Origin of the sequence: Seongchinamella unica, assembly GCF_004354085.1 — a bacterium.
Taxonomy (GTDB): Bacteria; Pseudomonadota; Gammaproteobacteria; order Pseudomonadales; family Halieaceae; genus Halioglobus; species Halioglobus unicus.
In genome coordinates this window covers 1,337,110-1,349,404 of record NZ_SMSE01000001.1, presented here as the reverse complement: position 1 = coordinate 1,349,404, position 12,295 = coordinate 1,337,110, and the positions used below count along the sequence as shown (strand labels likewise).

9 protein-coding genes are annotated in these 12,295 nt (G+C 57.9%); 8 read left to right on the top strand and 1 reads right to left on the bottom strand.

Going from position 1 to position 12,295, the window contains the following annotated elements; translation table 11 throughout:
• The first annotated feature begins 4 nt into the window (after positions 1-4).
• The 3 genes from mnmE (at position 5) to E2F43_RS05925 (ending at position 3,961) form a co-directional block, all read left to right on the top strand.
• The gene (mnmE, locus tag E2F43_RS05935; protein ID WP_133210535.1) at positions 5-1,387 is read left to right on the top strand and encodes a tRNA uridine-5-carboxymethylaminomethyl(34) synthesis GTPase MnmE; all 1,383 of its coding nucleotides are present in this window, start codon (positions 5-7) and stop codon (positions 1,385-1,387) included.
• A 514-nt stretch (positions 1,388-1,901) separates the two neighbouring features.
• Positions 1,902-2,915 carry an aminoglycoside phosphotransferase family protein gene (locus tag E2F43_RS05930; RefSeq protein WP_133210533.1) on the top strand — a complete coding sequence of 338 codons (1,014 nt, stop codon included), beginning with the start codon at positions 1,902-1,904 and terminating at the stop codon, positions 2,913-2,915.
• 23 nt (positions 2,916-2,938) lie between these two features.
• Positions 2,939-3,961 (top strand): tyrosine-protein phosphatase, encoded by a 1,023-nt coding sequence (locus tag E2F43_RS05925; RefSeq protein WP_133210531.1) that lies wholly within the window; start codon positions 2,939-2,941, stop codon positions 3,959-3,961.
• 37 nt (positions 3,962-3,998) lie between these two features.
• Here E2F43_RS05925 and E2F43_RS05920 read toward each other — a convergent pair whose 3' ends face one another.
• Complete coding sequence (locus tag E2F43_RS05920) at positions 3,999-4,721, bottom strand: TetR/AcrR family transcriptional regulator (protein WP_133210529.1); 723 nt, start codon at positions 4,719-4,721, stop codon at positions 3,999-4,001.
• 109 nt (positions 4,722-4,830) lie between these two features.
• Between E2F43_RS05920 and E2F43_RS05915 the strand changes: the two genes are divergently transcribed.
• Genes E2F43_RS05915 through E2F43_RS05895 form a run of 5 tightly spaced genes read left to right on the top strand, consistent with a single transcriptional unit; the run spans position 4,831 to position 12,278 of the window.
• Positions 4,831-6,639, top strand: a complete 1,809-nt coding sequence (locus E2F43_RS05915; protein ID WP_133210527.1) for an acyclic terpene utilization AtuA family protein — start codon at positions 4,831-4,833, stop codon at positions 6,637-6,639.
• A gap of 25 nt (positions 6,640-6,664) precedes the next feature.
• On the top strand, positions 6,665-8,287 hold the full coding sequence (locus tag E2F43_RS05910; RefSeq protein ID WP_133210525.1) for an acyl-CoA carboxylase subunit beta: 1,623 nt from the start codon (positions 6,665-6,667) through the stop codon (positions 8,285-8,287).
• A gap of 32 nt (positions 8,288-8,319) precedes the next feature.
• Complete coding sequence (locus E2F43_RS05905; RefSeq protein ID WP_133210523.1) at positions 8,320-9,129, top strand: enoyl-CoA hydratase/isomerase family protein; 810 nt, start codon at positions 8,320-8,322, stop codon at positions 9,127-9,129.
• Entirely contained in the window at positions 9,129-11,120 is a 1,992-nt protein-coding gene (locus tag E2F43_RS05900) for an acetyl/propionyl/methylcrotonyl-CoA carboxylase subunit alpha (protein ID WP_133210521.1), read from the top strand. The genes E2F43_RS05905 and E2F43_RS05900 overlap by 1 nt, the downstream gene beginning before the upstream one ends.
• 15 nt (positions 11,121-11,135) lie before the next feature.
• Positions 11,136-12,278: an acyl-CoA dehydrogenase family protein gene (locus E2F43_RS05895; RefSeq protein ID WP_133210519.1), complete on the top strand. Its 1,143-nt coding sequence runs from the start codon at positions 11,136-11,138 to the stop codon at positions 12,276-12,278.
• Positions 12,279-12,295: the final 17 nt, after the last annotated feature.

Here is a 12,295-nt window from a genome sequence, read left to right as displayed (position 1 = left end):
CGGTATGACTGATCCGACCGATACTGGCGCCGAAACCATCGTTGCAGTAGCCACCGCCCCCGGCAGGGGTGGGGTGGGTATTGTGCGCCTCTCGGGCAAACATGCGCTGGCTATTGGCCAGGCGATCACCAGTAACACACTGCCAGCGCGGCATGCCCGGTTCTGCCAGTTTGTTGATTCCGCCGGACAGCCTATCGATTCGGGCATAGCAATCTACTTTCCCGCGCCCAACTCCTTTACCGGTGAAGATGTGATTGAACTCCAGGGCCACGGCGGTCCGGTCATTCTCGACCTGATTGTCAGGGCCTGCACCGATCGGGGCGCCAGGCAGGCGCGGCCCGGCGAGTTTTCCGAACGCGCCTTTCTCAACGACAAGCTTGACCTGGCCCAGGCGGAAGCTATCGCCGACCTGATCAATAGTACGACCGAGCAGGCTGCACTGAATGCCAATCGTTCATTACAGGGTGCTTTTTCCCGCGAAATTACTGCACTGGTGGACCTGGTCACCCGGCTGCGGGTATATGTGGAGGCAGCTATCGATTTCCCGGAGGAGGAAATCGACTTTATCCAGGACGGCCAGGTCAGTGAACAGCTGTTGGCCATTATCGATCAACTGGACCGGGTACAGGCCCAGGCCAGACAGGGTGCGTTGCTACAGGAAGGAATGAAGCTGGTGATCGCTGGCAGGCCCAATGCCGGCAAATCCAGCCTGCTCAATGCCCTGTCCGGCCAGGACAGCGCAATCGTTACCGCGATTGAAGGCACCACACGCGATGTATTGCGCGAGCATATCCAGATAGACGGCATGCCCCTGCACATAGTCGACACAGCGGGACTGCGCGACAGCGCCGATGAGGTGGAAAAAGAGGGGATTCGCCGGGCATGGACGGAAATGGAGTCCGCCGACCATATCCTGCTGGTCGTGGATGGCTCGGATCCGGCCCATAACGATGACGATCCACGAATAATCTGGCCGGAGATCCACGACCACCTGACCCGTGATATCGCCATCAGTGTGGTCCACAATAAATGCGACCTGAGCGGACGCGATCCGAACATCAGTGATCATGGCGGCACCCCGGTCATTGAATTATCCGCCAAAACCGGCGCCGGCATGGACCTGCTCAAATCCCACCTGAAGCAGTGCATGGGTTATACCGAAGGTGAGGAAAGCAGCTTCAGTGCCCGGCGCCGACATTTACTGTCGTTGGAAAAAGCCGCCAATGCCCTGGCCGCGGGTCGGGCGCAACTGGAAAATGCCGGCGCCGGGGAACTGTTGGCCGAGGATCTCAGGGAATGCCAGAATGCGTTGGGGGAAATCACCGGCGCAGTGAGTTCCGATCAACTTCTCGGCGAAATCTTCTCCAGTTTCTGCATCGGTAAGTAATCCCCCTGCAAACCACAAACGATCCCGACCCTATCCACAGGGTTATGCCTTGCGCTTACCCGGGCAACAACTTGTCCACTGGTAGTACATCACTTGTTACTGACGGCAGGGGCCAGATAGCGTGCTGGGGACAACAGCTTGAATCACCACGGGATAAATGGCTGCAGACAACAGGGATAAGTCAGCTGCCGACCGACGAAGGAAAAAGCGGCGCGATTTATCCCCATTCCATCCTCACGTTTATCAGTGCTTTTCACCGCCAGACTCAGGGTTTTCAGCGGTGCTTATGCTTACCACAAGATGTTGAATTAATTGGATTTAATCAGGTTAACCACAGCTCAAGGGGGCCCTAATAATTACAACAACAATAATCCTTATATACATACCTAATAAATATTTAACTTAATAAGTAAAAACAAAACAGGGCCGCACAGATTCTCCAATCCAATCGATTTGCATCATTGGTAACTGCGCTCATTTGGGTACACTGGGTGTCACCCGAGGAGCAGGCTGCGTGAATTTACCTCTTGCCGATAATCCGACTCACCTGCAGCAACTGTGTGATACCCTGCAGTTGGGCTTTCCGCTGTCTACCCCCGAGCCAGTCAGTGGAGGCTTACACCACAGCATGTGGCGGCTGGAGACCGCTGGCGGCTGTTATGCGATCAAGCAGCTATCAGCCGACCTTGATCCCCGGGATGAGCCTACCGCCCGGCATTTTGAACTTTCCGAAAGCGTTGCCGCCCGTTTTTCCCATTGCGATATCCCCGCCGTGGTTGCTCTCCAGCAGGAGGGTCGGTACCTGCAACTGATCGATGCCTCAGGTTATCTGGTTTACCCCTGGGTGGAAGCCAGGGCCCTGCACCGAGAGGATATCGATTGCAGACATGCCGAACAGGTTGCTGAACTTTTTGCGGCCATGCACAGGGCCGACCTGGACGTCCCTGGTTTGGCGGGCGAGGAATATGCGGTGCTGAGCGAGGACCGACTGCATACCCTGGTGCACTTTGCCCACCGCAGGAATTCGAGCCGCGCCGCTGAACTGGAACGAGGCACAAGCCTGTTCTTGCGCCTGATCAATCGACATGAGCAGGCCGCCGGGTTCCTGTCGCAGCATACGGTTGTCAGTCATGGCGATATGGATCATAAAAATGTCCTGTGGACCGGTGACGACCAGCCGTTGATTATCGACTGGGAGTCAGCCCATCGGTTGAACCCGACCCATGAGATTGTCCTGGAATCCCTGGACTGGAGCGGCATCACCCTGGACTTCAGTGAATATCGGTTTGATCAAATGCTGTCGGCCTACCTGCGGGCGGGGGGAAGAGGATCAGTTGATGAGGTCGAAGCGGCCTTGCACTGCGTACAGGGAGATTGGCTAAACTGGCTGATGTACAACGTCGGGCGCTCGATTGATATCGAGGATAGCCGACAACGGCAAATCGGTAGCGAACAGGTAGACCTGGCCCTGGCTACCCTGTGGCGTCTCGAACGCCTGGTACCGGGATTATTGGCCAGGTTAACGTGAGCCGGAGATGGAGCGTGATGTGAATGTTTGATTTGAGCGCCTGTCATGTGGAACGCAATGCCGAGCAGGACTATGAGTTACACTGGCGCACCCTTGAACCCGGGCATCGGGTCAGTATTTACATGTCCGATGATCCGGAATATTTTTACCGACAGGACAGTCCCGGGACGCCAATTCTCAGCACCCGTGGCGAGCAGGCGCTGGTCCCTAATCCTGACAAGTCTGTCCGGCATTATTTTTGTCTTCGTTCGGGTCAGGGGGAGACTGCGATCCTGGCGGAGCGTCGACTGCCCCTGGCAGGTACCCCAAATTTTCGCGATCTGGGGGGATACCAGACTGCATGTGGTCGGCAACTGAAGTGGGGCAAGCTTTACCGTTCCAGCAAGATGTCGCGTTTGACCGACGAGGACCTCGATTACGTCAGGCGCCTGGGACTGACCCTGGTGTGTGATTTCCGTCAGGTGTTGGAGCAGGAACTGGAGCCGACTTTTCTTGGGCACGAAAGTAGCCACAGGATCGCCAGCTTGCCGATAACCCCCGGTAGTCGGACCAGTTTTATGGAAAACCTTCACCAGGGAATTATCGCGGTAGATGATGCCTCCAGTTTCATGGAAGAGATGAACCGGGACTTTGTTGCCAGCCAGATGCCCAGGTATTGTGAAATGTTCCAATTGATTCTGGCCGGGGATCATCCGACCCTGATTCACTGTGCGTCGGGCAAGGATCGCACAGGATTTGGTGCCGCCCTGATCCTGGATGTGCTCGGGGTCGATGAGGAATCCATCGTTGAGGACTACCTGCTGACCAATCGGTACCTGCCTATTGAAGAAGAATTAAAACAGTTATCCAGCCAGTTCAGGGACGAATCCGGGGAGGTAGTGCCAGAGCACGTGCTGCGCCCATTGATGGAAGTCAGGCCGGATTACATTCACGCCTGCTTTGAGGAAATCCGGCGGCACTTTGCTTCCAGGGAGCACTTTTACGAGTCAGCGCTGGATCTGGATGAAGACAAGATCGCCAGATTGAAAGATCGTTTCCTGCACTGAGCGTGGCGCAGTCTGGTCGCGGTGACCTCTGCCGATATCAGCTTTTCTCCATCCGCGCGGCAATTTTTTCCAGTCTCTCGCAGGCCTGTTCCAGACGACTGTCTGTTACGTTTTTACCGCCCGCCGTTGTTTCAGCGACCTGCATGCTCTCCCACAGTGGCTGAACAATCGCCTCCACATGGGCATCGATTTTTTTCTTGCTGGATTTGCGCCCCATCAGTGTGCGCATGCCGTACTCCAGACCGCCGAAGAACAAGTCGCGAATCGCAGACAATTCCAGGTCTTCCCGGATGTAGCCTCGCTCCATGCCTTCCATAATGACACCGTCGAAAATACGGGTGTAACGGTAGTTGAGTTGGTGCAGGAGCGAGTTTTTGTAATCCCTGTAGTAATTCACATCCACCGAAAGGTATACCTGTATCAGCCGTGCCATCAGCGCCTGCTGGTCCATCAGAATGCGCAGGTGGTTCCTGGCGAGGAACAGTAGCCGGTCACGAGTACCCATGATTTTTCTGATACCCTCCTGGGCACTCTCGATCAACTCGGCGTAGAAGTTATCCAGGATCGCCTGCAACAGGACGTTCTTGGTCGCGAAGTAGTGGAACAGTGTGCCCTCGGAAACCCCTGCAGCGGCGGCGATTTTTCGGGTTGAGGTGCCGTGGAAGCCCTTTTCGGCGAACAGGCTGGTCGCGGCGTTCATGATGTCGGCCTCGCGCTGTTCCAGTCGACTGCGTGATTTATTGAGCTCGGTCCTGTTCATCTGTGGGTCGCCTGAAAGCATTTGAGTGTTACTTAATAATAATTTAGTATCGCATTGTTTTTCAATGGCAGCGGTCCACGCGACCCAGTGCTGAAATCAGGCGGTATCTATGAAAGATAGCATTTGTATCGGCGGTGCATCCGGTTTTTGGGGGGATGCCGCAATGGCAACTCCGCAGCTGCTGGCCACCGGCAGACTGGATTACCTGGTTTACGATTACCTGGCTGAAGTAACCATGTCGATTATGGCCCGCGCCCGGGCCGCTGATGACAGTATGGGTTATGCCACCGACTTTATCGGCGCCGTGCTCAAGCCCAATCTCGCAACGATTGCTGAGCAGGGAGTGAAGCTCATCGCCAATGCGGGCGGTGTCAATCCCCAGGCCTGTGGTGCCGCGGCACGGACATTAATCCGGGAGCAGGGCCTGGCGCTGAAAGTCGCCGTGGTCAACGGTGATGACCTGCTCGCTCGCGCCGATGAGTTCGCTGCCAGTGGGGTCAGGGAAATGTTCAACGGAGAGCCCTTTCCCGATGCGGACAGGGTTGCCAGTATTAACGCCTATCTCGGCGCCTTCCCGATTGCCGCTGCCCTGGATGCGGGGGCTGATATCGTGATCACTGGTCGATGTGTGGACAGTGCAGTCACTCTGGGGGCCTGTATTCACGCGTTTGGCTGGCAGCGCGGGGATTTTGACCAGCTGGCCCAGGCCAGCCTCGCCGGCCACATTCTTGAGTGTGGGACCCAGGCTACCGGCGGCAACTACACAGACTGGGAACAGGTCGTTGATACGTTACCGCAGGCGGGTTATCCGCTTGCTGAAATCGAGGCCAGTGGCAGGGTGACTATCACCAAGCCGGAGGGCTCCGGCGGAGCGGTTACCGTCGGTACTGTGGCAGAGCAGATGCTTTATGAGATAGGGAATCCCCAGGCCTACCTTCTGCCCGATGTGGCCTGCGACTTCAGCGGCGTGACCCTGGAGCAGACTGGCCCGGACCGGGTTTCGGTCACCGGGGCGAGGGGCCTTGGGGCGCCGCTCGGGTACAAAGTGAGTGCAACCTACGCGGATGGTTTTCGCGGCGGGCACATCTGGACCCTGTATGGGCGTGATGCCGATCGCAAGGCAGAGAAATTCGCCGAGACCCTGTTCCAACGTTGCCGCATGGTCCTGGAACAGGCTGGCCTGCCCGATTTTACCGAGACTTGCGTTGAGATTATTGGTGCCGAATCGCAGTTCGGTGCCGCCCGTCGGGTGGGACCGGTCCGGGAAGTGGACATCAAGATTGCCGCCAAACATCCCAGTCCCAAGGGCATCGGGGTCCTGCTCAAGGAAATGGTGGGTATGGCCCTGACCGCACCACCGGGCCTCACCGGCTTTGCCGGGGCCAGACCCAAACCCTCACCCGTAGTGCGCCTGTTCTCCATGATCGTAGCCAAAGAGGAGCTGGACATCAGCGTGGATGTGGAAGGCCAGGTCGCTACCTTGCAGGATGAAGTGCAAACGGCCTATGACCCCGACGCAACAGTTGCCCATCAAGCCCCGGAGGAAGAGGTGGGCAGCGATGCAGTAGCGGTGTCGCTGGAGTCACTGGCCTTTGGAAGAAGCGGTGACAAGGGCAATAAGGCGAATATCGGAATTATTGCCCGCCACCCTGAGTTTGTACCTTTCATTGCCGCCCAGTTAACCGTCGGGCGAGTGTCCGAATACTTTGCCCATTTCCTGGAGCCTGAGCAATCAGCGCCGGTGCAACGCTTCTACCTGCCCGGTTGTCATGCCTTCAACTTTCTTCTCCACGATGTCCTGGGGGGTGGCGGTGTTGCCAGTTTGCGCACCGATCCACAGGGCAAGGGCTATGCCCAATTGCTGTTGAGCGAGTCCATCATGGTGCCCCGCTCCCTGGCGGAGCAATTCAACCTATGACAACCCTGCGCCTGAGGATTAACCCATGACGCAATTTCTTTCCAAGATAAATACAGATTCCGGGGAATTCCGCAGGAATCGCGAGGACATGCTGGCGTCAGTCGGGACGCTGCGGGAGATCCTGGACCGGGCCGCGACCCTGTCTGACAAAAGTTTGCCCCGCTTTGAAAAACGCGGCCAGATACTACCCAGGGAGCGATTGTCGCGACTGTTGGATCCGGGCATGCCTTTCCTGGAACTCTTGAATATGGCCGGATTCACGGTGGACACCGAGGACCGGGATGTCTCTGTGCCCGGCTGCAGTACCATAGCCGGGATTGGCTATATTGCCGGAACCCGCTGCATGGTGATGGTGGACGACGCCGGCATCAATGCCGGCGCCATGACTGCGCTTTCGACCAAAAAAGCCAACCGGTTGCTGGAGATTGCCAGAGAGAAGAAACTTCCCCTGGTGCACCTGGTGGAAAGCGCGGGAGCCAACCTGATGGAATACGAGGTGGAGATGTGGATGGACGGGGGCGGAGTGTTCGCCCGGCTGGCCCGCCTCAGCGCTGCAGGCGTTCCAACCTTTGTCGTATTGCACGGAGCTTCGGCGGCAGGTGGTGCCTATATGCCCGGGTTGAGCGATTACGTTATCGGGGTGAAAGGCAACGGCAAGGCCTACCTGGCGGGGCCCGCTCTGCTCAAGGCGGCGACCGGCGAGGAAGCCGATGACGCCGAACTCGGTGGCGCCCAAATGCACTCGACGGTGTCCGGGCTGGTGGAGTACCTGGCGGAAGATGATGGCCATGGCATTGCTATTTGCCGCGAGCTCATGGAACGGCTGGACTGGAATCGGCTGTGTCCCAACATGCCACCGCGGAAATTCGACGAGCCGGTTTACGAGATCGAGGAATTGCTGGGCATAGTGCCCTCCGATTATCGTCAGCCGTACGATGTCCGCGAGGTGGTTGCCCGTATCGTCGACGGTTCAGACATACTCGACTTCAAACCCGGGTATGGTGCCGCCACCGTCTGCATGCAGGCCAGGGTATACGGCATGCCGGTAGGCATCATCGGTAACAATGGTCCCATCGACAATTCCGGTGCCACCAAGTGTGCCCAGTTCATCCAGCTGTGCGACCAGTCGGATATCCCCCTGGTTTTCCTGCAGAATATTACCGGCTACATGGTGGGTACCCAATTCGAGCAGGGGGGGATGATCAAGCACGGCGCCAAGATGATCCAGGCGGTAACCAATGCCCGGGTTCCACGCATTACCTTTATGATCGGTGCCAGTTTTGGCGCCGGCAACTATGGCATGTGCGGCCAGGGGTACGACCCCGATTTCCTGTTCAGCTGGCCCAATATCAATATCGGCGTCATGGGCGGCGAGTCTGCCGCCAGGACCATGTCCGAAGTGATGCTCGCCGGCGCCAGGCGCAAGGGTATCGAAGTGCCGCCGGAAATGATCGAAGCGCAGGAAGCGAAAATTATCGCCCATTTCAACAAGCAGTCCGATGCCTTCTACACCTCGGGGAGAATGCTGGACGACGGCATTATCGATCCCCGCGACACCCGCAAGGTACTTGGCTTCGTGTTGCAGACCTGTTGGGAAGCCCGCAACCGCACCACCCACCCCAATACCTTCGGCGTTGGCCGCATGTAACGGCATTGGTTACCGAGAATCTGGAGATATCCATGCTACCTGATGTAGAACACCTATTGCTGGAACAACAGGAAGATACCCTCACCATCTGGTTTAACCGTCCCGATGTGCGCAACGCGCTGTCAACGCCGGTAGCCGATGACCTGGCCCGGGTGCTGGAAGCGCTAGCCGGGGAAAAAGACATCCGCTTTGTCATCCTGCGCGGCAAGGGCGGTATTTTCTGCGCAGGCGGTGATCTGAAAATGTTCAAGACCGTCTTCCAGAATGACGCCGACAGGGATGAGATTGTCCGCTTCAATGCCGATTTCGGTCGACTGATGAAGGCCATACAGGCCATGCCCCAGTTGTTCCTGGTGATGATAGAGGGCGCCGCCATGGCGGGTGGGCTTGGCCTCGCCTGCCTGGCGGATGTCACTATGACCACCCGGGACGCCCGTTTTGCCCTGACTGAAGTCACCCTGGGTATTCCGCCGGCACAAATTGCTCCTGTCATCATCGGGCGCATTGGCCAGTCGCAGGCGCGCCGCATCATGTTGACTGCCGCAAGGTTCAACGGTGAGGAAGCAGGGCGGCTGGGACTGGTTCATTTCGTGGAGGAGGACGCCGAGGCCCTGGAGGTCAGGGCGGCTCAACTATTGCAGGAAGCCCGCGCGGGTGCTCCCGGTGCCATTGCCGCCACCAAGCAGATTATCAATGCTGCTACCCAGCTTGATGGTGATGAACTGGTGCAGTTTGCCGCTGAGCAGTTTGCTGACTGCCTGTTGGCGGAGGAGGCCCGAGAGGGACTGGCGGCGTTTGCCGAGAAGCGCAGGCCCGCATGGAATAACACAGGGAACGCTTGATGAGACAGTTCGACAGTATTCTGGTGGCAAACCGCGGTGAGATTGCGGTGCGGGTCATTCGCGGTGCGCAACAGCAGGGCTATCGGGCCATCGCGGTTTATTCCGAGGCGGATTCCCAGGCGCCGCATGTGAAGTTGGCTGATGAAGCGGTGCTGATCGGCCCCGCGCCGGTCGGTGAATCCTACCTGGATATGGACAGGATTCTCGCCGCGGCTGCCAGCACTGGTGCCCAGGCCATTCACCCGGGTTACGGCTTTCTTGCGGAAAATGCCGCCTTTTCCCAGGCCTGTGTTGATGCCGGTATCGTCTTTATCGGTCCGGGTCCCGAGGCCATCGAGATCATGGGTAACAAGGCAGCGTCAAAGCGCCGCATGCTGGCGGCAGAGGTGCCCTGTATTCCCGGGTACCAGGGTTCGGACCAGTCTGACGCTGCCCTGCTGGCGGCCGCCGAAAACCTCGGTGTGCCGATTATGGTGAAAGCAGCGGCGGGCGGTGGTGGTCGCGGTATGCGCCTGGTGCAATCGCTGGACGAGATGCCGGTGGCCATCGCGTCCGCCCGGTCAGAGGCGGAAAATGCCTTCGGTTCTGGTGAATTGATTCTCGAGAAGGCCCTGATCCAGCCGCGCCACGTTGAAATCCAGGTGTTTGGCGACAGTCAGGGCAATGTCATCCATTTTGGAGAGCGGGATTGCTCCGTGCAGCGCCGTCACCAGAAAGTGGTTGAGGAGGCTCCCTGTCCGGTGATGACACCCCAGCTACGCGAGGCTATGGGTCAGGCGGCGGTGAATGCCGCTGAAAGTATTAACTATGTCGGTGCGGGTACGGTGGAATTCCTGCTGGATGCCGGTGGCGATTTCTATTTTCTGGAAATGAACACCCGCCTGCAGGTGGAGCACCCGGTTACCGAGATGATCACAGGTCAGGACCTTGTCGCCCTGCAGTTCAAGGTTGCACAGGGATACTCACTGCCCCTCACCCAGGAAGAGGTAAAACTCCACGGTCATGCTATTGAGGTGCGGCTCTATGCCGAAGACCCTGCCAATGATTTTCTGCCGGCGACCGGCACTGCCCACCTCTGGGACCCGCCGGCTGGCGAGGGTATCCGGGTGGATCACGGCTTATTGCAGGGCCAGGAAATATCGCCTTTCTACGACCCCATGGTGGCCAAGATTATTGCCTGGGGTGAGGACAGGGACATTGCCCGGCGCCGGCTGCTGCGGGCGTTGCAGAAGACCAGTTTATTGGGAGTACCCAGCAACCGGGCCTTCCTGATCGATGTGCTGGGTAAAGAGGCGTTTATCAATGGAGAGGCAACGACAGCGTTTATCGCCGAAAACTACCCCGACAGCTTTGGGGAACCGGCCACGGCGGCGGTCGAACAGATGGCCGTAGGCGCCTGTCTGTTGTACCGCTCATCCATTGATCAGGCTGCGCTGACAGTGCCCGCTTGCCTGCCGGCCATGAGTGGCTTCAAGGGTACCCGGGCCATGCGCAACCACTACCGCTTTGGCGACCAGGAGAACCCGGTGGATGTGTACCTCGAAGAATTGTCGCCAGACCGGTACTGCGTCACGATCGATGAGCGAATAATCAACCTGCAGTGGATCGCCGCGCAGCAAAACGAGGCCCGTGTGTGTATTGACCAGGTGCAACTTGATGTTCGATACGCCTATCCCGGTTACGGCCAGGTGAGCGTGCAGCTTCGTGGAGAACTGGCCAACCTTAGCAACCAACTGGCTTTCACCGGTGGCGCCGACAGCGCTGGCGGTAGCGGCACCATTGTTGCGCCCATGCACGGTAATCTCATGGAGGTGTTTGTTGGCGTTGGGGACAGGGTGAAGGCCGGCCAGGACGTGGCCGTGATAGAGGCCATGAAAATGGAACACCGGCTATCCACGCCGGTGACGGGCATTGTCACCCATGTGCAGGCAAGCGCCGGACAGCAGCTGGCTTCCGGCGCCCTGGTACTGGAAATCAGCGAACAGGAATAACAGAGGGAACAAATCGTGCAAAACCCGTTCGAGACCGAAGAGCGCCGGGCGTTTCGGGAAACCGTCAAACGCTATGTTGAAACTGAAATAAAGCCCAATATCGATGAATGGGATGAGGCCGCAGACTTTCCCTGGCGACTGCACGAAGAGCTGGGAAGTATGGGCTACTTCGGCTTTGGCGTATCCGAGGCACACGGTGGTCTGGGGTTTGATGACGCCTTTATGCGATTTGCAGCCGCAGAGGAAATGGCAAAGGCGGGCGGTACCGGGGTATGGGCAGGAGTAGGGGGACGCAGTATTTCCATCGGTCCCATTGAACACCTGGCCAACGAGGAAATTCGCGAACGTTGCCTGGAGGATATCGTGCTCGGCCGCAAGGGCTCATGCCTGGCAATTACAGAACCCGGTGGGGGCTCTGACGTTGCCAATATGCAGACGACGGCAGTGCGGGAGGGTGACGAGTGGGTCATCAACGGCGTCAAGACGTTTATTACCGGCGGTATGAAGGGCGACTACTTTGTTGTCGGCGCTCGCACCGGTGGCGAAGGCCTGGTGGGTATTTCCCTGTTTTTTGTTGACGCCGACACACCGGGATTCAGCCGCACACCGCTGGATCGAAAAATGGGTTGGTGGGCTTCCGACCAGGCCACCCTGTATTTTGATAACTGCCGGGTACCTGCTGCAAACCTGATGGGCGAAGAAAACCACGGGTTTATCGCCATCATGCAGAATTTCAATTACGAACGCCTGTCCATGATTGCCGGTGCCCTGGGCATGATGAAGACCTGCCTGGAGGAATCCATTGCCTGGGCGAAGGAGCGCGAGACCTTTGGCAAACCGCTGATCAAGCACCAGGTCATTCGCCACAAGATTGCCGAGATGTCCGCCAGGATCGACCAGATCGAATCCTACGGCACCATGATCTGCTGGCAGATCAACGAAGGCCATATGCCGGTAGCGGAAATCTGCAAGGGCAAGTTCGCCGCCACCAAAGCCCTTGAGTTTGTCGCATCGGAAGCCATGCAGATTTTCGGAGGTGCCGCTTACCTGCGCGGTAATCCGGTGGAACGGATTTATCGGGAGGTAAAGGTGTTCGCAATCGGCGGTGGTTCCGAGGAAATCATGCGTGACCTGGCGGTGCGCCAGATGGGTCTTTAAGGGGACCGGCGCCGCTG